The organism is Brachybacterium kimchii (genome assembly GCF_023373525.1).
Classification (GTDB): domain Bacteria; phylum Actinomycetota; class Actinomycetes; order Actinomycetales; family Dermabacteraceae; genus Brachybacterium; species Brachybacterium kimchii.
This window is the reverse complement of the sequence record NZ_CP097218.1, coordinates 2,698,686-2,725,464: the sequence shown is the minus strand read 5'-3', so window position 1 is coordinate 2,725,464 and position 26,779 is coordinate 2,698,686. Positions and strand designations below refer to the sequence as shown.

16 protein-coding genes are annotated in these 26,779 nt (G+C 72.9%); 7 read left to right on the top strand and 9 right to left on the bottom strand.

Annotation, left to right across the window (positions count from 1 at the left end; genetic code table 11):
- Positions 1–3 precede the first annotated feature (3 nt).
- From M4486_RS12490 to M4486_RS12475, 4 genes are read right to left on the bottom strand one after another with little or no spacing between them, the layout of a single operon-like run.
- Positions 4–1,203 (bottom strand): Wzz/FepE/Etk N-terminal domain-containing protein, encoded by a 1,200-nt coding sequence (locus M4486_RS12490; protein WP_249477540.1) that lies wholly within the window; start codon positions 1,201–1,203, stop codon positions 4–6.
- A complete protein-coding gene (locus M4486_RS12485; RefSeq protein WP_249477538.1) occupies positions 1,200–2,396 on the bottom strand; it encodes a glycosyltransferase in 1,197 nt (398 codons plus the stop codon). Before M4486_RS12485 ends, M4486_RS12490 begins: the two co-directional genes overlap by 4 nt.
- Complete coding sequence (locus M4486_RS12480; RefSeq protein ID WP_249477537.1) at positions 2,393–3,595, bottom strand: hypothetical protein; 1,203 nt, start codon at positions 3,593–3,595, stop codon at positions 2,393–2,395. The genes M4486_RS12485 and M4486_RS12480 overlap by 4 nt, the downstream gene beginning before the upstream one ends.
- Positions 3,595–4,779: a glycosyltransferase family 4 protein gene (locus tag M4486_RS12475; protein ID WP_249477535.1), complete on the bottom strand. Its 1,185-nt coding sequence runs from the start codon at positions 4,777–4,779 to the stop codon at positions 3,595–3,597. The genes M4486_RS12480 and M4486_RS12475 overlap by 1 nt, the downstream gene beginning before the upstream one ends.
- 306 nt (positions 4,780–5,085) lie before the next feature.
- Between M4486_RS12475 and M4486_RS12470 the strand changes: the two genes are divergently transcribed.
- The 4 genes from M4486_RS12470 to M4486_RS12455 all read left to right on the top strand — a co-directional run bounded on the left by M4486_RS12470 (position 5,086) and on the right by M4486_RS12455 (position 12,722).
- Positions 5,086–6,051 carry an acyltransferase family protein gene (locus tag M4486_RS12470; RefSeq protein ID WP_249477533.1) on the top strand — a complete coding sequence of 322 codons (966 nt, stop codon included), beginning with the start codon at positions 5,086–5,088 and terminating at the stop codon, positions 6,049–6,051.
- A gap of 186 nt (positions 6,052–6,237) precedes the next feature.
- Positions 6,238–7,179 carry a methylenetetrahydrofolate reductase gene (locus tag M4486_RS12465; RefSeq protein ID WP_249477531.1) on the top strand — a complete coding sequence of 314 codons (942 nt, stop codon included), beginning with the start codon at positions 6,238–6,240 and terminating at the stop codon, positions 7,177–7,179.
- Positions 7,176–9,608, top strand: a complete 2,433-nt coding sequence (gene metE / locus M4486_RS12460) for a 5-methyltetrahydropteroyltriglutamate--homocysteine S-methyltransferase (RefSeq protein ID WP_249477530.1) — start codon at positions 7,176–7,178, stop codon at positions 9,606–9,608. The genes M4486_RS12465 and metE overlap by 4 nt, the downstream gene beginning before the upstream one ends.
- Positions 9,609–9,812: 204 nt before the next feature.
- Complete coding sequence (locus M4486_RS12455; RefSeq protein WP_249477528.1) at positions 9,813–12,722, top strand: hypothetical protein; 2,910 nt, start codon at positions 9,813–9,815, stop codon at positions 12,720–12,722.
- Between the two features lie 253 nt (positions 12,723–12,975).
- Here M4486_RS12455 and M4486_RS12450 read toward each other — a convergent pair whose 3' ends face one another.
- Entirely contained in the window at positions 12,976–14,364 is a 1,389-nt protein-coding gene (locus M4486_RS12450) for an MATE family efflux transporter (protein ID WP_429798300.1), read from the bottom strand.
- Between the two features lie 182 nt (positions 14,365–14,546).
- Between M4486_RS12450 and M4486_RS12445 the strand changes: the two genes are divergently transcribed.
- A complete protein-coding gene (locus M4486_RS12445) occupies positions 14,547–18,485 on the top strand; it encodes an efflux RND transporter permease subunit (RefSeq protein WP_249477527.1) in 3,939 nt (1,312 codons plus the stop codon).
- 151 nt (positions 18,486–18,636) lie between these two features.
- On the opposite strand, the gene M4486_RS12440 is transcribed toward M4486_RS12445, so the two are convergent.
- The 3 genes from M4486_RS12440 to M4486_RS12430 form a co-directional block, all read right to left on the bottom strand.
- On the bottom strand, positions 18,637–19,557 hold the full coding sequence (locus M4486_RS12440; protein ID WP_249477525.1) for an endonuclease domain-containing protein: 921 nt from the start codon (positions 19,555–19,557) through the stop codon (positions 18,637–18,639).
- A gap of 386 nt (positions 19,558–19,943) precedes the next feature.
- Entirely contained in the window at positions 19,944–20,732 is a 789-nt protein-coding gene (locus M4486_RS12435) for a ferritin-like domain-containing protein (protein WP_152353709.1), read from the bottom strand.
- The gene (locus tag M4486_RS12430; RefSeq protein WP_249477523.1) at positions 20,716–21,909 is read right to left on the bottom strand and encodes a hypothetical protein; all 1,194 of its coding nucleotides are present in this window, start codon (positions 21,907–21,909) and stop codon (positions 20,716–20,718) included. The genes M4486_RS12435 and M4486_RS12430 overlap by 17 nt, the downstream gene beginning before the upstream one ends.
- Positions 21,910–22,338: 429 nt before the next feature.
- Between M4486_RS12430 and M4486_RS12425 the strand changes: the two genes are divergently transcribed.
- Positions 22,339–24,516: a hypothetical protein gene (locus M4486_RS12425; RefSeq protein ID WP_249477522.1), complete on the top strand. Its 2,178-nt coding sequence runs from the start codon at positions 22,339–22,341 to the stop codon at positions 24,514–24,516.
- Between the two features lie 157 nt (positions 24,517–24,673).
- Entirely contained in the window at positions 24,674–25,180 is a 507-nt protein-coding gene (locus M4486_RS12420; protein WP_249477521.1) for a mycothiol transferase, read from the top strand.
- Between the two features lie 78 nt (positions 25,181–25,258).
- Here M4486_RS12420 and M4486_RS12415 read toward each other — a convergent pair whose 3' ends face one another.
- Positions 25,259–26,764: a peptide MFS transporter gene (locus M4486_RS12415; RefSeq protein WP_283257922.1), complete on the bottom strand. Its 1,506-nt coding sequence runs from the start codon at positions 26,762–26,764 to the stop codon at positions 25,259–25,261.
- Positions 26,765–26,779: the final 15 nt, after the last annotated feature.

Below are 26,779 nucleotides of genomic sequence, written 5' to 3'. Positions count from 1 at the left end.
CCCTCATGAGTTCTCTGATGTGGACACGCGCACCGGAGCGTCCGCACGCGCCGGATGGTCCTCGGGATCCGCGGGATCCGCGGGATCCGCCGCGGTGAGGCGCTCGTCGATCCGTCCGAGCTCCTGCGCCGGGACGCCCCGGTGCCGTGAGAGATCGCGGGCGGCCTCCGCCGACGCGACCACGACACCGCGCACGCGGACGCCGTGACCGCGCGCGAAGCGAGCGGCGTGCTGCAGCGTGCGCACCGAGCAGGCGGCGCTGACCACGAGCACCGCTCCCGCCCCGGCGGGAAGCTCGGAGAGCTCGTCGGTCAGCTCGAGGCGGCGGATCACGGTCTCCGCCTCGGCGCCGGACCGGGCACCGGTCCGGATCTGCGCGTCGGGCTCTGCCGCGGACGCGGACCGCTGCAGTGCGGAGAAGGCCCGCTCGTCGATCGACCCGACGCCGACCAGGGCGATCATGGGATCACCGAGGCGGCGGACACGGCCGCCGATCCCTGCGGCCGTCGTGGGCAGCCCTCGGCGGGAGGCGTCGCGATGCAGTCGCGCCCCGCGCGGTGCGAGCGTTCCGAGAACGGGGGCGTCGGCCAGATAGGCGAGCTCGCGCGCGCTGCGGGGCGGGCGTCGGCGACCGGGGCTGAGAAGCGCCAGGAGGAAGGCGGCGAGCAGGCCGAGGATCATCAGGGCGGGGCCGACGACCAGCGGATCGGGGCTGCTGGGAAGCTTCGCGGCGGACGCCTGCTCGAGGATCTGGACCGTGGTGTCCTTCGCGCCGGAGGCGTCGGGAGTCTGGTCGACGAAGGTCTCCGCGGCGGCCTCGGTGAGCGTGCTCGCGGTCTTCGGGGTGTCTCCGGTGCCGGTGATGGTGATGACCGCGGAGTCGGAGTCGGCCTCGTAGGTGAGGCCGTCGCGGACGTCCTGCTCGTCGACGCCGTCGCCGGAGGCCTTCGCGATCGCCCCGAGGCTCGAGTCCGACTCCGCCAGGGCGATGAAGGTGGGCAGCATCGAGTCGATGTAGGTCTGCTGGTCAGCGGCGCGTGCTTCGTCCGACGGGGTGGACTGCACCAGGACCCGCGCGGTCGAGGTGTACTCCTTCGGTGCGATCGCGAGGACCGGCACGGCCAGGAGGGCGCCGATCAGGAGTCCCGCGAGGAGCTTCCACCACGAGGTGGCGAGCAGCTGCCGGAGTCGTTCGGTGCTCATCGGATTCCTTTCGTCGTCGTCACGGGCAGCCCCAGCGACGTGTACGCGGTGAACGAGCGCTCGGCGAGGCCGTCCAGGTCGAAGTCGGCCGCGACCTCTCGGGCCGCGGTCCGGCCCAGGGCGCGGCGCTGCTCGGGGGAGCCCAGCAGGTGTCGCAGGGCCTCATGGCCCTCGTCCTCCGTGGTGAAGAGGAGGCCGGTGCGCCCGTCGTCCACGAGGTCGGCGATGCCGGTCACCCGGCTGCCGACGATCGGGATCCCCATGGCCTGCGCCTCGAGCAGGGAGACCGGCATGCCCTCGGCCGCGCTCGTGAAGAGGACGATGTCGGTGCGGGCGAGCTCGCGGTGCAGCTGCGCCGGCGTGAGCCATCCGGTGACCTCGACCGACGGAGGGAGCAGCGAGCGATCGCCTTCGCCGAGCCAGGTGAAGCGCGGCGCGTCCGCCCCCTCGGCCCCCGCGGGGGCCTCGGCCGCGCGGGCCGCGCCGCCGACGAAGCGCTCGGCGATCCGGCCGAACAGGTCGGGGCGCTTCTGCGAGGCGATCCGGCCGATGTGGGCGACCCGCAGCCTGGGCGCGTCGGGCGCGCCCTCGTGAGTCCCGTCCTGGACGCCGGGGGTGCGCTCCTCCTGCGCTGCGCGGCGCTCCTGCGCGAGCGACCGCGCATCCACGGCATTGGTGAGGATCGCCGTGCGCGCATCGGGGATCGCGCTGCGTGCCACGGCCTGCTCCGAGGGGGAGCAGGCGATGATCGCGGACGAGATCCGTGCGCCGAGCCGTTCGAGGGACCGGTAGGCGATGCGCCGTGCGCGCGAGGTGTCGGGCCGGTCGAAGGCGAAGCTGTGCGGGCTGTAGACCACGGTGGAGCGTCGGCCTGCGATCAGGGCCGCGATGCGACCGAGCATCCCCGCGAACGACGAATGCAGGTGCACGACGTCGAAGTCCCCGCGCGCGATCAGTCCGGGGAGCCGGGCGCCGAGCGCGGGGACTCCCAGGCGCGGCGAGCGGCTCAGCCGGACCACGCGGACGCGCGGCCCCACCATCTGCTGGATCTGGTCAGGGGCCGGGGAGACGGTGCGGGGCGACCAGGCGTAGGTGACCTCGACCCCCGGGACCTCGGCCTGGGCGCGGGCGATCGCCGTCGAGGACGACAGCACGCCGGCGAACGATGCCTGGGTGACGTGGAGGATTCTCATAGGACCGCCTCCTGCGGCCGACGGGTCGGGTGCGGGGTGAGGGCGGTGGGCACGTCCTGCGCCCGTGCCTGCGCCTGCGCCTGTGGCGAGGGCTGCTCGTCCGCCTGTGTCCGCGCGTGGGGCTCGGCCCCCGCGCCCACCCGACCGATCGAGGACGGCAGCATCGCCAGGAACAGAGGGAGCAGCGGTGAGAGATGCTTGAGACACGAGCCGAAGTCCGGTTCGAACAGCGCCTGGACCAGCAGGAATGCCAGCAGCAGGGCGGCGCAGCGGCTCGCGGTGACCCGCGCGCGGGGCTGCGTCGGCCCCGTCCGGCCCTGCACCTCGCCCCGGACGACGGGCAGCAGCACGGTGAGCCAGATGCCCAGGATGAGCACGGCGCTGACCATGTGGTAAGGGCTCAGCGAGAGCAGCAGCGGCACCGGGACGACCATCAGGATCAGCATCACCAGCGCCGCGACGACCCCCATCGGCCCGGCCGCGTCCGGCAGCGGGCTCACGATCAGCGAGGCGACGTCCCCGGCGGTCTCGCGGGTGCCGTTGACCGCCGTGCGCTGGGACTGCAGTCCGCCGCCCAGCACCGTGAGGAACGCCGGCTGCAGTGCGGCGTACACGAGCACGGGCACCGCGAGCAGCCAGATCGGGCGCTTCAGGTATCGGAAGGCCAGACGCCACAGCACGTAGAGCGCCGCGACCAGGATCCAGTACGGACGGACGGCGGCGCCGTACGCGAGGCACGCACCCACGACCACGATCTCGCCCTGCCAGCGCCGCGGGGCCGCGAGCACCAGGAGCATGACGACCAGCGTGAGCAGCTCCTTGCTGTACTGGCCCAAGTAGGCGACGGACAGCAGCACGCTCGCGGCGACGGCGGCCAGCGAGATGACGCCCATGTGCCGGATGCGACCCCATCCGATCGCCGCGAACATGCCCACGAGGAACAGCGCTTCGCCGAGCAGGGCCGCGAGGGAGGGGGCGTCGGCCAGACCGAGCCCTCTGTACAGCGCCGCGACCATCTGGAACGAGGGGTCCGAGAGGTACGCGTGCTGCGGATCCATGGCGTCGCGGAGGTGGCCGTCGTCCAGCAGGAACTGTGCGGGCAGCACGAAGCGGGCGACGAGCGCCGCCAGCAGCGCCGCCCCGGCGAGGACGACGACGGTGATCTGGTTCCCGAGCCCGGTGCTCTGATCGTTCTCCATCAGAGGACCGCCCTGTCGTGCGACGGCCGATCCTCGGCCGGCGTGCCGCCGTCGGCCCGGCCGGCGATGACCTCGCAGGCCTCCACGAACTCGCTCACGGCGTCGGCCGCGCCGGCCGTGCGTGCCCTCTCGCCCATCGCCCGGAAGCTCTCGGGGGCCGCGGCGAGGTCCACGAGTCGCCGGGCGGTGGTGTCGAGATCGCCGTGATGCTGGATGCAGTCCTGTCCGTCGGAGGTGTCCGCGGCGAGCTGACCGACAGGTGTGAGCACGCAGACGAGCCCCGAGGCCAGGGCCTCGTGCGCGGACATCGCGAAGCCCTCGGAATCCGAGAGCTGGACGAACACGTGAGTCCGTGCGATCTCCTCGGAGAGCTGCTCGCGGTCCATGGGGTCGAGGAAGTGCACGCTGGCCCCGAGGCCGGCGTCCCGGATCTGCTGGTCGAGGGCGGCCCGCTCGCCGGCGTCGGGCCCGATGAGGGTGAGCTCCGCCCCCGCGTCCCGGATCTCTCGCAGACGCGCCAGGAGGCCGACCACCAGGTCCAGTCGCTTCTGCCGTGCGAGGCGCCCCCAGAAGGCGAGGCGCAGCGGCTCGTCGGGTCGCGGGGCGTCCCTGACGGACGAGGACGACGAGCCGTTCAGGGCGACCGCGGCAGGCTGCACGATGTGGACCGGAACCACTCGCCCCGACCTGGCGAGGGCGGGGCGCACGAGCTGCGCGGCAGTCGCCTCGGAGTCGCAGATGACGGCGTCGGCGCGGGGGAGGCACCAGGTGTGGACCAGTCGGTCCAGCGGGTTCGTATAGCGGGGGAGATGCACCCAGATGGCCCAGCGCGTGCGTCGCGACACCCGGAGCATGCGGGCAGCGGCACCGAGTGCGACCGCCCGCCACAGCGAGGTGACCAGGACGTCGGGCCGCGAGGCGCGGACCTCCCGGAGCATCCGCAGAGCGGAGAGGGGACTGTTCACCCCGGAGCCGACGACATGGGCGCGCACCGCCTGCAGGCGCTCGGGCGCGGCGGCGAGGGCTGCGATCCGGTAGCGCGGCCGGGTGCCGGCCGATGGGGCCTCGAGGGTCCGGCGGAGGTTCTCCGCGGAGGACTCGACCCCGCCGAAGGCGGTGGTGTGGATCAGATGGAGGACGTGCAGGGGCGCGGTGTCAGCGCGCGATGATGCGTTCTCGACCATTCCATCCCCCGATGTCCTGCATGTTCGTTCCCCACGTGCCCCTGCGGCGTTCCGCGGCGGTGCCCTGTCCGTGACGGACGGTGGGGCACCGCGCTCCCGGGATCGACGGTGTCTACCGTTCGGTCACCAAGCCCATCTTGTCACCATATTGACGGGAATGCCCGACTTCCACCCATCTGCGAGCGCGCTCACTCCCGGTCGGGCGGGCGAACCGCGGCTCGACGGGGCGCGGGAGGCTGTCTGATAGCTTCCTGTGACGTGAGCAGATTGACCGTTTCGTCCGCCACGTCCGGTTCTGCGCCGCGCGTGCCCGCACGCGTCACATGGATGGACCTGTACCGGGGGTTCGCGGTCGTGCTCGTCGCCGCAGGGCACTCGATGGTGCCCGAGACGAATCCCGTCATCTCCCACATCTGCATCGCGCTCTCCGCGTACCGGATCCCCGCCCTGCTGTTCCTCTCCGGGGTCCTGCTCCCGCGCTCGCTCGAGAAGCCGACCTCCGTGTTCCTCAGCGGGAAGCTGCGACGGATCGTCTGGCCGTGCGTGCTCTGGACGGCGATCATGCTGGGCATCTTCGGCATCGACAACGCCCTGCATCCGAGGTACTGGCTGCTGGCCGAGCAGCCCCACACCTGGTACCTCGATGCGCTCGTGATGTTCTATCTTCTGGGACTGCTCACGCGTCGGATCCCGCCGATCGTCGTGGCGCTGGCGCTCCTGGTCGTCTCCCTCCCCGTCGGGATGCTCGGGTCCCCGGACGACTTCCCGGGGATGGTCTGGCACCGTCCCTGGTACGGGTTCTTCTTCTTCCTCGGCGCAGCGCTGCAGCCGCACCTGCACCGCGTGATCCGGGCTCCGTGGTGGATCGCGCTGATCGCAGCGGTCTTCTCGGTGCCGTGGATGGTGCACGTCGCCCGGCTGGGCGGCGAGGCGAACGGCGGGCTCCTGGCGGCGCTCGGTTCCGGGGTCGGGCTCGTCGTGGTGCTGTGGGCGGCCCCGCGCGTGCCGCGCATCGCGCCGGTGCGCGCGCTGGAGTGGATGGGCCGGAACTCGATCGTCATCTACCTCGTGCACTTCCCGGCGATGTTCGCCTGGCATCAGATGGGGTTCGGTGCCGGCGGCGTGCTGCCCTATCTGCTGATGTTCGTGCTGTCCGTCGGCGCCGGTGTGGGCGCGGTGCTGCTGCGTCCCTGGTCGCGCTTCCTCTACGAGTTCCCCGGCGCGTGGCGACCGCGAGCGGAGAGTCGCACCGAGATGCAGCCGGCGCGGTGACGCGCTCCCTGAGTTCCGTGCGTCTCCTGCGTCCCCTGAGCTCCGTCCGTCGTCGGCGATCGGGCGATGCGGGCGTCAAGCCCCGCGGGGTTCGCACGGCCCACTGACCAGCCCCTTCATATGACCGGGTTCACACACGGTCACCATCCTTCAGTCGGCGCGACCCGCTCCCGTAGCTTCCCGGGCATGACAGCGCCCACGACCCTGCCCGAGCTCGAGCGCACGGTGGCCTCCCGCCGGCGGCCCGCGCTCAGCTACGAGCTGTTCCCGGCGCGCACCGACACCACCTTCGAGCGCCTCCGAGACACCATCGCCCAGCTCGAGACCACCGCGCCCGACTACGTCTCCGTCACCAGCCGCACCGGACAGCGGAACCTCGCTCGCGTCCTCGAGCTCACCGACCACGTGCTGCACGAGACCGACCTGCGGCCCCTCGTGCACGTGACCTCGATCGGCTCGCGCCGGGCCGAGCTGCGCACCGTCGTCCAGGCCCTCCTGGACCGCGGCGTGCGCGGGATCCTCGCCCTGCGCGGCGACCAGGAGGAGGGGCACGACCTCGAGGGCGACGAGATCCCCTTCGCCCGTCCGCTCGTGGACCTCATCCGCGAGGTCGAGCGCGAGCGCACGGCGGCCCTGGCCGGCGGGCGCGTGAGCGTGGGCGTGGCCGCCTACCCGCACCGCCACCCCGAGTCGCCCACCTCCCAGCACGATCTGGAGGTGCTGCTGTCCAAGGAGCGCGCGGGCGCGGACTTCGCGATCACGCAGGTCTTCTTCGATCCCGCCGAGTACTGCGCGCTGATCGGGAAGGCCCGCGACGCGGGCCTGCGGATGCCCGTGATCCCCGGCTTCGTGCCCGCCACGAATCCGCGGCGACTCGAGCGCCTGGGCGAGCTCTCCGGCGTGCCGCTCCCGCGCGATCTCATGCATGCCCTGGAGACCGCGCGCGACGAGTCCGAGCAGCGACGCATCGGCGTGCGCTGGACGGTCGACCTGATCACCCGCGTCCTGGACGCCGGCGCCCCCGGACTGCACCTGTTCACCTTCAACCGCCACGCCGAGTCGCTCGACGTGCTCGAATCCCTCGACCTGGACCGCTGGTCCGACCCGACCACAGGAGATGCCCGATGACGACCGCTCCCCGCACCCCGGACGCCGCCCACGCCCCGGACACCGCCCACGCCCCGGACGCCGCCCACACCGCGCTGCCCGCCGCGACGCCCGTCGGCTACCCGCGCATCGGCCCCGACCGCGAGCTCAAGAAGGCCGAGGAGGCCTACTGGTCCGGCCGCATCGACCGCGCCGAGTTCGCGCAGCGCATCCGCGCGCTGCGGGACGCGACCCGCTCCCGACTCGCCGAGCTCGGCCTCACCGGTCCCGCCGCGATCCCCGAGACGTTCTCGCTCTACGACCAGGTGCTCGACGCCGCGCTCGCCGTGGGCATCGTCCCGGACCGCTTCGCCGACGTCCTCGGGGCCGACGGGACGATCGACCTCGACGGGTACTTCGCCCTGGCCCGCGGCACTGCCGAGCAGCCTCCGCTCGAGATGACCAAGTGGTTCGACACGAACTACCACTACCTGGTCCCGGAGATCGGCCCCGACACCGACCTGCACATCGCATCCACCCAGGTCATCGACCTGTTCCGCGAGAGCCTCGAGGCCGGTGCCGGTGCCGGTGCCGGTGCCGGTGCCGGTGCCGCGGCCCGCCCGGTCCTCGTCGGCCCCCTGACCCTGCTCCTGCTCGCCAAGGCGCAGGACGGCGCGCCGGCGGACTTCGACCCGCTGGACCGCCTGGACGACGTGGTCTCCGTCTACGCCGAGCTGCTGGCCCGCCTCCACGAGGCGGGCGCGACCTGGGTGCAGCTCGACGAGCCCGCGCTCGCCGCCGACCAGCGCGTCGACCCGCAGGGGCTCGCCGCGCTGCTCGAGCGCGCCGAGGGCCGCCTCGCATCTGCCGAGGACCGTCCGCAGATCCTCGTCACCACCCCCTACGGCGGCATCGGCGACCTGCTGCCCGCCGTGCTCGCCACCGGCGTCGAGGCCGTCCACCTCGATCTCACGCGCGGCGAGATCCCGAGCGCCGCGCAGCTCGCGGGCATCGGCCGCACCCGGATCGTCGCCGGTCTCGTCGAGGGCCGCTCCGTGTGGCGCACCGAGCTCCCCACGGCCGCCGCGCGCCTCGCCCTGCTGCGCGAGCGCGTGGCCGAGGCCGCCGGGGATCCCAGCGGCGTCGTCGTCTCGACCTCGGTGTCCCTCCAGCACGTCCCGCACACCCTCGAACGCGAGACCCATCTGCCCGCCGAGCTGCGCGCGACCCTCGCCTTCGCCGACGAGAAGATCGCCGAGATCGTGGCCCTCGCGGGCTCGTCCATCACCCCCGGCTCCGTCGACGGGCCCCGCTCCGTGCCCCGCGACTTCGCGGGGGTGCGCCGCAGCGAGGTGCGCGAGCGTGCCGCGGGCCTGACGGCGGCGGACCTCGAGCGCTCGGCCTTCGAGGTGCGCGGCGCCGCCCAGCAGTCCAGGCTCGGCCTGCCCGTGCTCCCGACCACCACCATCGGCTCCTTCCCGCAGGTCGCTAGCGTGCGCAGGGCGCGCGCCGACCACCGCGCCGGGCGCATCGACGCCACCGCCTACGAGCAGGCGATGCGCGAGGAGATCCGCCGGGTCGTCGCGCTGCAGGAGGAGCTGGGCCTGGACGTCCTGGTGCACGGCGAGCCCGAGCGCAACGACATGGTCCAGTACTTCGCCGAGCACCTCGACGGCTTCGCGACCACCGCGCACGGGTGGGTGCAGTCCTACGGCTCCCGCTGCACGCGCCCGTCGATCCTCTTCGGCGACGTCTCGCGTCCCGTACCGATCACCGTGGGCTGGTCGGCGTACGCGCAGTCGCTCACCGACAAGCCGGTCAAGGGCATGCTCACGGGTCCGGTGACCATCCTCGCCTGGTCGTTCGTGCGCGACGACCAGAGCCTCGGCGAGACCGCCGACCAGGTCGCCCTCGCGCTGCGCGACGAGATCGCGGACCTCGAAACGGCCGGCATCGGCATCGTCCAGGTCGACGAGCCCGCGCTGCGCGAGCTGCTGCCGCTGCGGGCCTCCGATCAGGACGACTACCTGCGCTGGTCCGTCGACTCCTTCCGGCTCGCCACCTCCGGCGCGGCCGACGCCACCCAGATCCACACCCACCTGTGCTATTCCGAGTTCAACGAGGTCGTGGACGCGATCGACGCCCTGGGGGCAGACGTCACCAGCATCGAGGCCGCCCGGTCGCGCGGCGAGATCCTCGAGGCTCTCGATCCCGAGCGGTTCTCCCGAGGCATCGGCCCGGGCGTCTGGGACATCCACTCACCCCGCGTTCCCGCCGCCGAGGAGATCCGCTCCCAGCTCGCGGCGGCCCTCGACCGCGTGGGGGAGGGGCGCCTGTGGGCGAACCCCGACTGCGGGCTCAAGACCCGCGGCTACGAGGAGACCACCGAGAGCCTCCGGCACCTGGTCGAGGCCGCGCGCGCCGTCCGCGAGCAGGCGGCTCGGGAGGGGTCGGGTCTGCCGGTCGGCTGACGGGCGCGGGGCCGAGCGGGCGCCCGAAGATCGGGCGTCCGCGCGTCGGGATTCCCCTGGATTCGTGGGTGGGCGACGCTAGTCTGAGAACAGGGTGAAGATCTTCCGCACGGACCCTGATCATCGGCTCCTCATGGTGGGCGCGACCGGTGCGGGTGGGGATCCGATCCTGCACATCACGGATCAGCACGAGGGGACCTTCCGATGACGACGCCCGACGACGGCACGACCGCGCCCGACGGCACGACGCCGTCCGCGCAGCCGCCTGAGCACACTGCCCAGAGCTCGCCCCAGGACGAGCAGCGCACCGCAGACTATTCGTACGGCTCGTACGGCTCGTACGGTCAGGAGCCGACCCGGTCCGCCGGCGATCCGGCGGACCTCGGGCAGCAGGCACCCGCGGCTCCCGGGCAGCAGGGCTCCGCGTCCGCCGGGTCGCCGGCACCTGCCGCTCCCGTCGGCGCGGCGCCCGGGCAGGGCGCGCCCACGGCCCCCGGGCCGCAGGCGATGCCGACCTCCTCGTCATCGATGAGCACGGAGCAGGTGGTCGCGACCCTGAGGGGTGTCGGTCTGGAGAGCCCCCTCCGCTCGCTCGCGGTGGGCGGCGTCGCCTACGTCGGCGCGCTCCTCACCTCGCTGCTCGCGGTTCTGCTCACGGCGGCGGCGATGGCCGTGGGCGCCTCCGGCACAGGTGAGGTCGGCGACGAGCTGGATTCCGCGGGCATCGATCCCGAGGGCGCGCTGAGCGGGATCGCGATGATCGTGCGCATGCCGTTCCAGCTGGTCGCGATGGCATCCTTCGGCTCCTGGGGGACGCATGCGGAGTACGAGGGGGTCGCCCTGCGGGCCTCCGTGCGGCTGCTCCCGTTCGTCGTCACCCTCGTGATGGTGCTGCTGGCCTTCTACGGCGGTCGCCTCGTCCAGCGCGGGCGCACCACGGGGCTGCTCGGCATCTGGGTCAGCGCGCTGATCACGGGCATCGCCACCGCACTGGTCACGGTGCTCGCGGCCCTCATCCTCGCCCAGCCCGTCCCGATCGAGGAGGGCTTCTCGCTGCGCGTGCACGCCGCGGGCTTCGACGCGTTCTTCGGCTCGCTGGTGCTGATCACCCTCGCGATCGGGCTCGGCCGGATGAGCCGGCGCGCACGCTGGGCCTGGTGGCCGCTGGTCGCGGACCTGCCCGGCGCTGCGAAGCTCGCCGTCGTCCACGCGCTCGTCATCGGCATCGCGCTCGGGGTCCTCGGCGCCATCGGCACCACGATCCAGGCGCTCGCGGACGGGGAGCAGCCGCCGGTCTTCGTGTTCGTGCTCCTGCTGCCGCTGCTGGGCGGTCAGATGATCGCGGCGCTCACCGGGCTGCCGCTGCTGTCCTCGCTGACGGCGAAGGCGAACGCTCCCGACGTCCTCGGCGAGCTCCTGCCCTCCTCGAGCTTTACGGGCCGCGCCACGGTCTTCGACCTGCCCTGGTACGCGTGGCTGCTCACGATCCTGGTGGGGATCGGCGTGCTGCTGGTGGTCTCGCTGCCGTGGAACCACGGCCGGCGCATCGTGCCGGGGAACATCATCGCCCTCGTCGTCTCCTGGGCCGCGCTCCCCGTGGTCTACTTCGCCGGCGGGATCGTGCTGCTCGTGCTGGCGCGGGTCTCCGTGTCCTTCGGCGTGGAGGGCGGGTTCTTCGGCGGGGGCGAGCAGATGTCCGGCTCCGTCGGGCTCGCCTGGTGGACGCCCTTCCTCGCGCTGCTGGCCGGGGTGATCGTCGAGGTGCTCTCGCGGTTCTTCGCCCCGCTGCTGGTCCCGGTCCTGCCGCGCCGAGCGCTCTCGTGGTTCCGTCGTCCTCTGGCGCCTGCCGACGTCGTCGATTCCCAGAGCGCCGTCGGTGCTCCGGGGGCCGCCGCTCCCGGGAGCCCGGCGACGGGGACTGCCGACGGCACGGCGCCAGGCGCCAGCGCCGCCCCGACCGGCGCCCCGACGGGCGCCGCTGGCCTCGCCGCCGGTCCAGCGACCGGGCTCGCCGGCGGTGCCGCGGCCGGCGGCACCACCCCCGTGGACATGTCCGGATCGGCGTCGGGCACCCAGGAACGACGGCCGCTCTCGAAGAAGGCGCGCCGCCGCCTCATCGCCGGCTTCGCCGGAGCCGGCGCGATCTGCATCCTGGTCGTGGGGCTGGTCATCGCGTACAACGTGGTCTCCAGGACCGTCTACGCGCCGGAGAAGAGCGTGGACGCCTACCTCTCCGCACTGGAGGACGGCTCGGCCTCGCAGGCGTCCGAGCTGGCGCCTGCGAACGTGCCGACCGCTCAGCAGGTGCTGCTGACCGACGAGATCGCGGGCGCGGCGGCGCAGCGCCCGGACTCCCACGAGATCACGGGCACAGACCGCCAGGACGACGGATCTGCGCAGGTCACCGCGCGCATCACGCAGGACGGCGTCACCAGCGAGCAGACCTTCACGGTCGAGCGCGCGGGCCGCTCCGCCGTCGTGTTCCCGTCGTGGCGGCTGGGCGCCGTCGAGTACTCGACGCTCCGGCTCGTGGTCGACCAGGGCACGTCCACGATCCTCGTGAACGATCAGGAGGTCGACGTGTCCGGGCTGGATCTGTCGCCGGGCTTCGTGGACCTGCCGGCGCTGCCCGGGACGTACACCGTGTCGCTTCCCGCCGCTTCCGATCTGGTCACCGTGACGGACAGCGAGGTGCCGGTGCTCGTCGAGCCGAGCGGTGACGAGGACACCTACGCCAGCCCCTTCTACCAGCTCTCCGAGGCCGGTCAGAAGGAGGTCCAGAAGCAGGTGAACGCGAGGATCGACGAGTGCGCGACCAGCAAGGACGCCGCTCCCGAGGACTGCCCCTTCGAGGCGTACGTGTACGACGAGGTCGACGACTCCGGGTCGTGGAAGATCGAGGACTACCCCACGGTCACCGTCGAAGAGGAGGACGGCTGGTACTTCTCGACCGGGTACGAGGACGCCGGCTCCGCCGTCTACTCCTACAAGCAGGAGCCGTTCCTGGACGACGAGAAGCCGACCGACGAGACGAGCGACAGCTCGATCACGGTCTCGGGCGCGGTCTCCGTCGACGACGACGGGAAGCTCTCCGTCCAGTACAGCGAGTACTGAGCCCCTGCGGGCATTCGGTCCGTCGGCCCGTCGGTCCGTCGGCCCGTCGGTCCGTCGGCCCGTCGGTCCGGCGACCCCCGGCCTTCCCGCCCGACGATGACCAGGATCTATGACAGGAACGGGCCGTTCCCGTCATAGATCCTGGTCATCGTCGCGTGTTCCCGCGAGGCACGTGGGACCGTGGCCGGGGCCCGTGGCTCAGTGCGTGCCGTGCGCCGCGCACCGCGCGTACCCGCGCCGGATCCGTGCCGCCCTACGCCCCCGTGCGCATCCAGGCGTCTCCGCGCACGCGGACGCCGAGGGCGACGGCGCGGGCGACCATGAACAGCAGGTTCGTGGCGACCCAGAGGGCGGCCAGGCCCAGCGGTCCCGCCGGCGCCCAGAGCCAGACGACGATCGCACCGGGCATCACGGCGAGCATCGTGAGCATGCCGGCCCGGGCCAGGTAGGGGGCGTCGCCCGCGCCCATGAGGACGCCGTCGAGCACGAACACGTAGCCGGCGACGGGCTGGGCGACGACCAGCACCCACAGCGCCGCGCGCAGGCTCTCCTGCACGGCCGGGTCGGGGCTGAACCAGGAGGGCACCACGTAGCTCGCCGCGAGCAGCACCACGCCGACCACGGCTCCGCCGCCCACGCCCCACCGGGTGAGTCGGCTGGTCACGGCGTGGACCGTCGTGGTGTGGGCCGCCCCCAGGTGCCGGCCGGTGAGGGCCTGCCCCGCGATCGCCAGGGCGTCGAGCGCGAGGGAGAGCAGCGTGAACACGGTGGTGGCGAGCTGGTGCGCGGCCAGCTGCACCGCGCCGAGCCGCGCGGCGACGAGCACGGTGACGAGGGTGACGATCCGCAGGCTCAGGGTCCGCACGAGCATCGGGAACGATTCGCGACCGGTCGCGGCGACCGAGCCCAGGTGCGGCCGCAGCGCCACGCCCTCGCGCCGCGCATGGCGCACGACCACGCCCAGCAGGACGCCTGCCATCAGCCACTGGCAGATCACGGTGCCCGTCGCGCTTCCGGCGATCCCCATGCCGAGGCCGAAGATCAGCGCGGCGTTCAGGGGGATGTTCAGCAGTGCTCCGCCCACGGCCACGAGGAGTGGGAGGCGCGCGTCCTGGAGTCCTCGGATCAGCCCGGTGGTCGCCTGCACGGAGAGCATCGCGGGCAGGCCGAGCGCGGAGATCCGCAGGTAGACGGCGGCCTCGGCGGTGACGTCGGTCCCCGCCCCGAAGAGCGGGAGCAGCACGCCGCCGCCCGCGACCAGCAGGAGCAGGCAGCCCGCGCCGATCATGAGCGCGAGCCAGGCGGCGTCGACCCCGCGGGCGATGGCCTCGCGCATGCGCCCGGCGCCGACGGCCCGGGCGACCGCCGCGGTCGTCGAGTAGGCGAGGAACACGGAGAGGCCGACGACCGTCGTCAGCACCGTCGAGGCGAGTCCGAGCCCGGCCAGTGAGGTCGTCGAGACGCGCGCGATGAACGCGGAGTCGGTGATGACGAAGAGCGGCTCGGCGACGAGCGCGCCGAGCGACGGCAGCGCGAGGCGCAGGATCTCGCGGTCGACGGAGCGCCGCGCCGCCGCGGGGGAGGCGTCGGCCGGGCGCGCGGGGGAGGAGTCGGGGGGAAGATCGGGCGAGGGGTCGGGCACGGATCCATCGTGCCAGGGGCCGGGCGGCCGACGGGCGGGGCACGGATCACACCCGATGCTCCGACCTTCGGCTGATGCTCGCGATGTCCGGACTGTGGTCGAATGCCCGAGGATGGCCGCGCTGCGTCGGCCGAGTCCGCACGCCCCGCTCGACCGTCCCGGCCCATCGGCCCAGGAGACTCATGAACCGTCTGGCCAAGCTCAGCCTGAACAATCGTCCGTTCATCGCTCTGGTCTGCATCGCCGTCTCGATCATCGGGATCTTCGCGATGACGACCATGCGCCAGGAGCTGATCCCCTCCGTCTCGCTCCCGCAGATCCAGGTGATGACCACCTCGCCGGGGGCCTCCTCGGAGCAGGTGCAGAAGCAGATCAGCAAACCCATCGAGCAGGCTGTCACGGGCATCGAGGACGTCGAGAAGACCTCCTCGTCCTCGCAGGCGGGCGTCTCGGTGGTGACCGTCGAGCTCACCTACGGCACGGACACCGCGCGCGCGACCAACCAGGTCGACGCGGCCGTCGGCCGCATCGACGACCAGCTGCCCGAGGGCGCGGACCCGCAGGTCATCTCCGGCGGCACGAGCGACCTCCCGGCCGTGGTGCTGTCTGTCTCCTCCGATCTGGACCCGTCCGAGCTCGCCGACCGCCTCGACACGAGCGTCACCCCGGAGCTCGAGCGCGTGGACGGCGTCTCCTCCGTCGCGGTGATCGGCGCGCCCGAGAAGATCGTGCGCATCACGCCCGACGAGGACGAGATGGAGAAGCGCGGCCTCACCGACGACGACATCTCCACGGCGCTCGATGCGAACGGCCTCTCCCTGCCCGGCGGCAGCGTGACCGACAAGAAGCAGAGCATCGACGTGGTCATCGGCCAGGAGATGACCAGCATCGACGACCTCAAGGGCATGGTCGTCATGCCCGGTTCGCAGGGCGGGTCGTCCGGCTCGTCCGACTCCTCCGGTGCCTCCGGCGGATCGGCCGACGGGTCGAGCGGCGGCGGGACCGGCGGCGACGCCGCAGGCCAGCAGGGCCAGACCGGTCAGTCGGGCCAGACGGGCCAGCAGGGCCAGACGGGCGCCGACCAGGGCGCCGCGACGGACCAGGGCCAGTCGGGCCAGCAGGGCCAGACCGGCCAGCAGGGCCAGACCGGCCAGCAGGGTCAGCAGGGCCAGGCGGGCCAGCAGGGACAGTCCGGCCAGCAGGAGGTCAGCACCCTGGGCGACGTCGCGAAGGTCGAGGAGACCACCGAGGACCCGACCTCGATCTCCCGCACCAACGGCCGTCAGTCGCTGGTGATGATGGTGACCGCGACGTCCGACGGCAACGTCGTGGACATCTCCAAGGACGTCTCCTCCACGCTCGACAGCACTCTCACCGAGGTCGGCGGCGACGCGAAGAGCGACGTGGTCTTCGACCAGGCGCCGTTCATCCGCGAGTCGATCGTCTCCCTCGCGGAGGAGGGCCTGCTGGGCCTGGTCATGGCCGTCGGCGTGATCCTGCTGTTCCTGCGCCGCCTGCGCCCCACCCTCGTCACCGCGATCTCGATCCCGACGTCGCTGCTGATCGCGTTCATCGGCATGCTCGTCACGGGCTACACGCTGAACATGCTGACCCTGGCGGCGCTCACGATCTCCATCGGCCGCGTGGTCGACGACTCGATCGTGGTCATCGAGAACATCACCAGGCACCTGGCCTACGGCAAGACCCGCAGACGCGCCATCCTGGACGCCGTCAAGGAGGTCGCGGGCGCGATCACCGCCTCGACGCTCGCGACCGTGGTGGTGTTCCTGCCGATCGCGATCGTCGCCGGCATGGCCGGGGAGCTGTTCCGACCGTTCGCCCTCACCGTCGCGATCGCGATGCTCAGCTCGCTGCTGGTCGCGCTCACGATCGTGCCGGTGCTCGCGTACTGGTTCCTGCGCCCGCCCAAGAAGCAGCCGGTGCCGGACGATCCGGACGACGAGGTGCAGGTCGCGAAGGTGCGCGAGGCCGCCGAGGCGCGCGAGGAGCGCACCTGGCTGCACCGCCTCTACGCGCCTGTGCTGCGCCTGACCCTGAACTCGCTGCCGCGGCGCCTGATCACGGTCGTCGTCGCGATCGTGGTGCTCGTGGGCACCGTGTTCCTCACGCCCCTTCTGAAGGTGAACTTCCTGGGCGACACCGGGCAGAACATCGCCTCGATCACCCAGACCCTGCCCGCCGGGACGAGCCTCGAGGACTCCTCGAAGAAGGCGAAGGACTCCGAGAAGGCCCTCATGGACCTCGACGGCGTCGAGACCGTGCAGACCACGATCGGCTCCGGCGGCGACGGCGGCTTCAGCGCCGGCGGAGGCGGCGGGGAGAACGAGGTCAGCTTCTCGATCACCACCGACGCCGACTCCGACCAGCAGGCGCTGCAGACGAAGATGGTCCGCACCCTGCAGGACCTCCCGGATCCCGGGGACGTCGAGGCGGCGGACATGACCTCGGCGACCGGCTCGAGCACCGTGGACATCCAGATCACGGGGCCCACGGCCAAGGACCGCAAGGCGGCGAACGACGCCATCCTCGACCAGCTCGACCCGGCGCCCAGCGGCGTCAAGGAGGTCACGAGCGACCTCGAGGGGGACCAGCCCACCGCCGTGGTGACCGTCGACCGCAAGAAGGCGGCCGAGAAGGGCCTCACCGAGCAGGCCGTCGTCGGCCTGGTCGCCCAGAAGATGAACCCCGGCTCCGTCGGCACCATCACCCTGGACGACGAGGACCTCGACATCTACGTCGAGCAGAAGGACGACGTCACCACCCTGAAGAAGCTCAAGGACCTCGACCTCGCCGAGGGCCTGCCGCTCACCGACGTCGCGAAGGTCAGCCAGGAGGAGTCCCGGCCGTCGATCGCGACCCAGGACAACGTCGAGACCGTCACCGTCTCCCTCGCCCCCACCTCGAGCGACAACGTCGGCGCGGTCTCCCAGGCGGCGCAGAAGGCGATCGACGACGCGGATCTGCCCAGCGGCGTGAAGGCATCGCTCGGCGGCTCCGCCTCGGACATCGACGAGACGTTCGGCCAGCTGGGCATCGCGATGCTCGCGGCGATCCTGCTGGTGTACGTGCTGCTGGTGTGGATCTTCAAGTCCCTCGTCCAGCCGCTCGTGCTGCTGGTGTCGATCCCGTTCGCGGCGACCGGCGCGCTGGGCCTGCTGGTCCTCACCGGCGTCCCGCTGGGGCTGCCCTCGATGATCGGCCTGCTGATGCTGGTCGGCATCGTGGTCACCAACGCGATCGTCCTCATCGACCTGGTCAACCAGTACCGACGCGGGGGCATGGCCCTGGACGAGGCGATCCACATGGGCGCCGCCAAGCGTCTGCGCCCGATCCTCATGACCGCGGCGGCGACGATCTTCGCGCTGCTGCCGATGGCCTTCGGCATCACCGGCAAGGGCGGCTTCATCTCCCAGCCGCTGGCCGTGGTCGTGATCGGCGGCCTGGTCACCTCGACCCTGCTCACCCTGGTGATCGTGCCGGTGCTCTACCGGCTCACCGAGGGGCCGGGCGAGCGTCGCCGCCTGCGTCGCGAGGCCGCCGAGCGCGACCGCCGCGAGGCAGCGGAGCGCGAGGCCCAGGCCAAGCGCGAGGCGCAATCCAAGGAGCTCGGCGAGCGGGCTGCCGCCGCGGCGGCTGCGCCCGCGGCGACGGAAGCGGCGTCGGGCGCGTCCGCCCCTGCGGCCGGCGCGGAGGATCCGACGGACCATGCGGCCGCTGCACAGGATCCGGCGGACGCATCGTCGACGAATGGTGGCCCTGCGGCGGTGGGGGAATCGGCCTCCGCGCCGGTCTCCCCGGCCTCACCTGCCGAGGCACCCGCTGATTCGTCGCCCGCGGACACGGCCAGCGGCACGTCGTCCGCGGAGGCTCCCGCCAGTGACTCGCCGAGCACCGACGGCTCCGCCGGTTCCGATGCCTCGGCCAACTCGCACCGGGCTCCCGGCCCCGCGCACACGGCTCCCGCGGGGGAGAGCGGTGCGCACGCCGCCGGCCGCGGCGACGCCGGCGAGGGGCGCACGGGGTCCGGGTCGGCCGGAGCCCGACGCACGTCGGGTCGCGGTGGTCCGCTGCGCAGGATCCGGAACCGCTTCCGCCGCTGAGCGCGAGAGGTCCGTCCCACCGCGGGGCGGGTACCGATCGACTGCTGCGGATGCGGCCGTGTCGGCGAACGGCGTGGGCGGGCTGTCTCTGCCACATGTGGCAGACACAGCCCGCCCACGCCGTTCCACGACGCCGCTGCCCTCGCACGCGTCACACCGGCAGGGCCCTGCGATGCAGACGGCGCTGGAGAAGCGTCATGAGCACGGCAGAGGTCCTGTCCCAGGTGAGGAACACCTGCTCCCAGGTCAGCCGCGTGACTTTGTAGCCGAGGGCGGCGAGGGCCAGGTCGCGCCGACGGTCCTCGCGGGACTGCTCAGGGTCGTCGTGGAACCGTCTGCTGTCGCACTCGATCACCCAATTCGTGCCGATGAGGATGTCGACGCGTATGCCGGGCAGCACGCGCACCTGCGTGCGGACGGGCACACGGCGCTGCTCGAGCCACCAGCGCACAGCCGTCTCGGTGCCGGACTGGGCGTCCGAGCGAACCCGACCCAGGGACGTGCGCTTCCTGCGGGGGAGTCCGGCCAGCAGGTCGTCGAGCTGTCGCCGGCTGAGCACGTCCTTGTTGAGCGCGGACTCGATGAGGATGGCGATGTCGAGGGTCGTCAGGCATCTGGCCGCGTGCTCGAGCGTGAGTGTGATGTCAGGGACCGGGTCGTCGTCCGGCCAGGTGCGCAGGCTGGGCCGGTGCAGGATCAGCGGCTCCAGCGGGCGCCGGGGTTCGCCGGGCCCGGGCTGCGGAGGTGGGGCGAGTCGCCCGGTCCTCGGATCGATCCTGCGGCGGATCTGCATCAGCATCGGCGGCGGTGAGGGAGCCGACGTGACCCGCGGGCAGAACGCATGGACGCCGTGCCCGACGGGGACCCAGAGGCCATGCAGCGCCGCCGCGTCCAGGCAGGTGGGACGCATGTCCATCTCGAGCAGCGCGACGAGGTCGTCCGGTGCCTCGGGTGTCACGTACCACTGGCCTGCGGAGCGCATGGCGCCGTCGCGCAGCAGCCGACGCCGGACGTTCGGGTCGGGCTCGATGCTCGAGAGCCGGGACTTGCGGATGACTCCGGGGATCTTCATGGGGCGATGCCACCAGCAGCGTCCCGGGTGCGGGGGTGGGACAGCCCGGATGTGGACGAAGCGGGTATGGGGAGGACCGACGGCCAGCGGCGCGAGCAGCCGCACAGCCGCACGGCCGCACGGCCGCACAGTCGCACACCGGGTTCATCCGGGGTGCGCCTCATCGCATTGCTGTCACCGACCGGTATATACGGGACATCTCTGCCATATACGGCAGAGATGTCCCGTATACGCCGCTCCATGACGTTTGCCGACCATGCTGGGCGCCGACCGTGCTGGGCGCCGACCGTGCTGGGCGCCGACCATGCCGGGTGCCGACTGTGCTGGGCGCAGGCCATGACGGCCCCAGCCAGGAGGAGTGGGCCCTCACGCGGGGCCACCACCGGTCAGATCGCGATGCCCATCCGTCCGAAGGCGTTGCGGAAGATGGTGAGGTCGTCCAGGCCCGGCAGCTTCTGGATCTTCTTGTCGAGGGCGTCGAGCTCCTCGCCGCGGCCGCCGAAGAGATGGCCCATGACGTGCACGACCTCGTCGTCGCTCATGACGCCGGAGCCGACGGGCCGCCACGCCTTCGAGAGCGCGAGGCGGGTGGCCAGGCGTGCCTTCTTGGAGGCCTCGAGGCGCTCGCGGCCCTGCGTCGTGTAGAAGGCGACGTGCCGGGTCTCCTGCTGGGCGATGCGCTTGAGCAGGGGGCTGAGGGCCGGGTGGTCGGTCATCGCGGAGAGTCGGCGGTAGGCGGCGACGGCCGAGAGCTCGTTCGCGGCGCCCCATGTCATGTGCACCGCGACGAAGTCGGTGCCCGCGAGGTTGGAGAGTGCGGACTGCTTGAGGGGGCTGAGCGCCTGGGTCCAGCCCAGCTTGACGCGCTTGGACTTCAGCTCGTCGTAGTCGACGACGATGCCGTGGCGCTGGAGGACGGCGGCGAGGGCCTCGCCGTGCCAGAACTCCTCGCGGTTCCACACGGTCATGAAGCCGCCGGTGGCGTGCTCGCGCCGCGAGGGCGTGACCAGCATGTCCCGCAGGTAGCAGGAGGTGTGGTACTCGACGTCGCACATGTAGCGCAGGGAGCGCAGGGTGGGCTCGTCCAGCGGCTGGGTCTCGAAGGTGTCGAAGTCGAGGTCGTCCCAGCCGACGGGCTCGGAGGTCTCCGCGAACTTCTCAAGGTCGAATGCCATCGGCTCCTCCGTCCGCTCGTCCGACGCCCTGCTGCACGATCCCGGCGCCCTTCTGCGCCACGGCACCGCCCGCGTGGGCGACGGCCCCGCCCGCCTGTGCCATGACGCCGCCCGTCTGTGCCATGACGCCGCCCGCGTGCGCGACGACGCCGCCGGCACGTCCGACCCCGCGACGGATCGCGCGGGCCGGCCCGAGCAGACCGTGCAGGTCGGGCCCGGGGAGCAGGCGCGTGATCTCGAAGCGGGCCGAGCGCAGGGCGGCGCGGTCGGAGGCGCGCCGGAAGATGCTGGGAAGCGCCGTCTCCTCGTCCGGCAGATGCTGACCGGCCGGGCGCATCGGGTCGCCGCCGACGGCGAGGACCGCGCGGGCGGCGATCGCCTCGCCGCGCGAGCGCGTGATCCGGGCGATCGCCTCGAGGCGGAAGAACTCCATGGTGCGGGTGCGCCGGGCGAGCAGCTCGCCGAGCACGCGGCCCGCCTCGGGAACCTGCGTGGCGCGGGGGAGGAGGGCGTCGACGGCCGCCCGCAGTCCGCCCTCCTGGATCGCCATGCGCGCCATGTGTCCGGCGGTGACCTTTTCGCCGGCCAGCCAGGTCCAGCCCGGGCCGACGATCGGCAGCGCCCGCTCGACGTACGCGTGGCGCAGTGCGGCGGCGGCGTTCGGGAGATGCGGGTGCGGGAGACGCGGATGCGGGAGGTGGGGCCGCTCGACGTCGTGCCCGCCGCCGGGCAGGGCCTCGACGATCTCCTGGAGGGCGTGGGCCCACCAGTGGCGCTCCCACAGCCAGCTGCCGAGGAACGCGGTGATGCGGGCCTCGTTCGCCGTCCACGAGCTGTACATCGTGCGGGTCTCGGTGAGGGCGGTCGACTCCAGGGAGTGGAGGAACGCCAGGTCGCGCCGCAGATCCTCGAGGTCGTGGGCCTCGATGCCGTGAGGGTCCGCGGTGAGGTCCCGGGCGGCGCGCGCGATCTCCTCGGCGTCGACGTCGATCTTCCCGGGCACCTCGATCGTGTAGGCGCTGACGTCGAAGGACGTGCGCATGACGGGGGCGACGGAGCCGTCGGAGAAGACGCGCGTGCCCTCGCGCGGCGCGTCGTCGTGATAGGCGACGGGGCGCGGCGTCGGGCGTGGGGTGCGGCTCCGGGGGGTGGAGCCGCGCCGTGCGGGAGCGCTCACGGGTGCTGGAACCTCCTGGCGCGCGAGGGGATGGGCCGCGGAAGCATCGGTTGTCGCCGGAACGTCCGGGACGCCGTCGCTGCGGACTGCGGCGGTCGGGCCCGGGCTCCACGAGGGAGCGGATGCCCGTCCATCCTAGTGACGCCCGGGTGCTCGTGGGAATCCGGGGCGCCGCTGTGAGCGGGTCCACGTCGGGGCGGGGGCCGCGCGGAGAGGCCCGTCGCCGCCTCGAGCGGCCGACGGGTTGCGCGGGGTGTCCCGGCTCCGCCTGAACATCCCATGACGAGGGCCGATGCGCCACATCGTCCCGCACCAGCAGAACCGGACGAAACGGACACGCGACGGGAGGTGTCGCGCATCCCGCCCGGGCGTCCCGCCGGCTCCCTTCCCGACAAGACCCTCGGACGCGCTCCTTGGTAAGTTGCCCCCATGACCGCTCCCCGCTCCGCGTCCTCCGGGACCGGGACGGCGCACCCTGGTGACGGTGCGGGCGGGCGCGTCCCCGATCTCGCGGCGGTGCCGGTGCAGGTGCCCTCGATGGCCCGTCTGCGCGAGGCGCTGCGGGGCCCCGAGACTCCGCTGCCGCCGCCCCGCGGGGTCCGCGAGGCGGCCGTCCGCGTGCGCGATCTCGTCCACGCCGAGCGCTTCGCCGAGGCTCTGTACGTCGCCGAGCGGTTCCGCAGCGTTCCCGCCCCGCCGTCCGAGCGGCTGGAGCTGCTGAGGGCCCAGCTCACCGCCGCCCTCGCCGCGCACGACGAGCGAGGGGCGCACGGCGAGCGAGGGGCGCACGACGGGCGAGGGGCGCACGAGGGCCGCGCCGGGCAGGGCGACCTCGCTGCCCACGACGACCGCGCCGGACAGGGTCCGACGAGCCCGCAGGACCTGGTCGCCCTGCAGGAGCTGGTGCGCGACATGGTCCGGACCATCGAGGACGCCGGCGCCCCCGAGCAGGCCTCCGCGACCCTCGAGGTGCTCGGGGCCCACCTGCGTCGCCTGGCCGCCGCGCCGTCGGACTCCTCAGCCTCCGCCACCGCCGCCTCGGCGGCCGCACCCGCGGGCGCGAGCGCCCACGGTCGGCATCGCCGTCGGCGCGATGGCGACGCGATCCCGCCCGGTCTGCTCGCGGTCGTCGGCTGCCTCGAGCTGCCGAGGCCCGGCGCCGTCGATGTCGAGCAGCGCGCCCTGCGCGAGGCCCTCGTCGCCCTCCCGGAGCTGCAGGTGGCGCTCGTGGACGACCCGGGGCCGCTGCTCGCCGTGCGCTACGCGCAGGACCTCGAGGCGATCGGCTGGCTGCCTGAGGCGACGCGCCTCGCGCTCGACGTCCTCGACGAGGCCTCCCGGCTCGAGGCCCGCGAGGGCGGCTTCGCCGATGCCGCGCGCGTGGTGGTCTCCGCGCACGCCGTGCTCGCCCGGACGCTGCTCGAGGAGAACCCGCTGGCGGCCGTCGGCCACGCGCTCGCCGCTCTCGAGGGCCTGCGCGAGGTCGAGGACCCGCCCCTGCGCGTCGGCCTCATCACCGAGCTGCTGCGCGCGCTCGTGCGCTGCGACCTGCAGGATCAGGCGACGTTCACCGCCGGGCGACTGGCCTCCCTCACCCGCACCCTCCCGCACGACGAGCAGCGGATCGAGCCGCTGCTCGCGGTCGGTGCGCAGCGCGTCGCCGCGCGCCGGTACGACGGGGCCATGGTCGCCCTCGGCGAGGTGCAGTCCCTGAGCGCGCAGCTGCGCGATCGCCGCTCGCGCCTCGAGGCGACGCGCCTGCTCGCCCGGCTGCACCACGAGCAGGGGCAGGGCCTCGAGGCGCTCGACCAGCTCCGTCTCGCGGCCGCGGATGCCCGCTGGGTCGCCGACGATCTCTTCACCCCGCTCGCCGAGCGGCCCCGTTTCATCCGCGCCGAGCTCGACGCGGAGGCCCTCGTGCTGCGCCACGCCCTGGATCTGGGCAGGCCGGCTGAGGCAGCCGCCGCGTCCCGCGAGGTCGTCCGCCGCGTCCGCTCCGAGCGCGGCACGGGCAGCCTTCCCGACGCGCTGCTCTGGGATCACGAGGCCGACGCCCGCATCGGCGCGATGATCGCCGAGGGCCTGCGCGCCGCCGCCGAGCTCAGGGCCGTCGGTGCCGCGGACGCCGGGGACGCCGCGGGTGCCGGGAACGCCGCGGATGCCGCAGGCGCGGCGGATGCCGGGGACGCCGGGTCGCCCGGCGGGACCGGTGGGACCAGCGGAACGCGCGTTGCCGGCGGGTCCGGCGGGGCCGGACGGATCGGCAGGGGCCACCAGACCGACGGCGCCCGCGGGGCGGGAGCGAAGGCCCGCACCCCGTACGAGAAGGCCCGGCGCGAGGCGATGGCGACCCTGGAGCGGGTGCCGGAGGGCCATGAGACGCGCGCCTCCTACTGGGGCGCCTACCTCGAGGACCGCCACGCCGCGATGCTCGCCGCCCGCGGCGAGCGCTCACGGGCGCTGAAGGCCGCACGCCGCGCCGAGCGCGCCTGGCGCCAGCTGGGCCGCGAGGACGAGGCGGTGCGGATCGCGGAGGAGATCGCCCACTGGTCCTCGGGCGGAGCGCCCCGGCACGCGGGCCCCTCACTCCCCACAGACCCTCACTGATCGGCCGACGGACAGTCGCCGTCCCGGTCCCGGACCCCGCGGAACCCGACTCCTCGGACCGTGGGACACCGACCGGTCGGCCCGCCGGAACGGGGCTCGACGGACCCTCGGAACCGGGCTCGACGGACCGTCGGACCCGGGGCGTAGCGTGAGGGACATGAACGCCATCGACATCCTCATCGACGCCGCGGCCCGCCCGGCGGACGCCGTCGACGCACTGCGACCCACCCTCACTCCCGAGCTGCTCGTCCAGCACCCGGGCGGACATCCGAACTCCATCGCCTGGCTGCTGTGGCACACGGGGCGCGAGATCGACGTGCAGCTCGCGGACCTCTCCGGCGAGCAGGAGGTCTGGCGCAGCGGAGGCTTCCGCGAGCGCTTCGGTCTCGGCGAGCTCGGCGATGCCGTCGGCTACGGCCAGAGCGCCGACCAGGCCCACTCCGTCGTCGTCACCGACGGCGCCCTGCTCGCCGAGTACGTGCGCGCCGCGACCGACGCGCTCATCGCCTACCTGCGCACCCTTTCCGAGGACGAGCTCGGCGCCGTCATCGACGATGCCTGGGACCCGCCGGTCACGCGCGGCGCGCGGCTGGTGAGCGTCATCGACGACGCCGCCCAGCACGTGGGCCAGGCCGCCTACGCGGCGGGCATCCCCCGCACCTGACCCGCCGGTGGTCGGTAGACCCCACCGCGGGTCGCTCGACCCGCGGGCGCCTCAGGTGCCCGCGGGCCGGTGGTCGGCTCAGTGCACCCCGGCCATGCCGCGGGTGACGGGCTTCGCGATCGCGAGCATGATCAGGCCGACAGCGATGGTGACCAGGCCGGTGATGCCGAAGTAGGCGACCTCGTGGTCCACCGAGTACAGCGTGGACAGCGAGCCGGACAGGGCGGTGCCGAGCGCGACGGCCAGGTTGTACAGCGCCATCATCATCACCGGGAACGCGGCGGGCGCGAGCCGGGTCGCGAGGGAGAGGCCGACGGGCGAGATCGAGAGCTCGCCGAACGTCGCGACCAGCAGGATCAGCGCGACCCACAGCACCGGCACGCCCGCGACAGGCGCCATCGGCACGAACAGCAGGAAGGCGACGCCGACCAGCAGGATGCCGATCGCGAACTTCACCGGTGTCCCGGGCTGGCGGCGGCCGAGCTTCGTCCACAGCGCGGCGAACACGGGCGCGAGCAGCAGGATGAACAGCGGGTTGAAGGACTGCGGCCAGGAGATCGGCATCTCCCAGCCGAAGATGCTGCGGTTCAGCCGCTCGTCGGCGTAGACGACGAGCACCGTGAACTGCTGCTGGAAGAGCGCGAAGAACGCGGCGGTGCCGATGAACATCGGGATGAAGGCGAGGACGCGCGAGCGCTCGGTCGCGGTGATCTTGGAGCTGGTCAGCATGATCGCGAAGATGATGATCGCGGCGACCACGGAGATCCCCACCACGATGTTCGCGAGGTTGCCGGGGTTGATCACGCCGGCGAGCACCAGGATCACGACGAGCAGCACGGCGACCACGGCGATGACGCCCCACAGGACGAACCGGGAGCGGGGAAGCGGGTCGGGCACGCGGTTCGCGTTCGCGGGCAGGGAGTCGCGGGTGAGGACGTACCAGACCAGGCCGACGGCCATGCCCACCGCGGCGGCGCCGAAGCCCAGGTGGAAGCCCCAGTTCTGCTGGAGGAAGCCGGTCACGAGCGGTCCGAGCAGGCCGCCGATGTTCACGCCCATGTAGTAGAGCGAGAAGCCGGCGTCGCGCTTGGGGTCGTCGACCGCGTAGAGCGAGCCGACGAGCGTCGCGGCGGTGGCCTTGAGTCCGCCGGAGCCGATCGCGACGCACAGGAGGCCCGTGACCAGGCCCGGGACTCCCGGAAGCAGCGCCAGGGAGATGTGGCCGAGCATGATCAGGACGGCGCTCGCGAACAGGGTGCGCTGCGGGCCGATGAGCCGGTCGGAGACCAGCGCGCCGACGATGCAGAACACGTACACGGCGCCGCCGTAGGCCCCGACGATCGAGGTCGCGACGCCCTGGTCGATCCCGAGACCGCCCTGGGTCATCGCGAAGTACATGTAGATCGCGAGGATCCCCTGCATGCCGTAGAAGCTGAACCGCTCCCACATCTCGAGGCTGAACAGGTTCATCAGCGGCCAGGGCTGTCCGAAGAACGTGCGGCCCCCGTGGTGCGGGGCGGCGGGATCGCCGGATGCTGCGGAGGGGACCGCCTCGGTGCGGTCCGGGGGCTGGGTGGCATTCACGGGCCGCCATCGTGC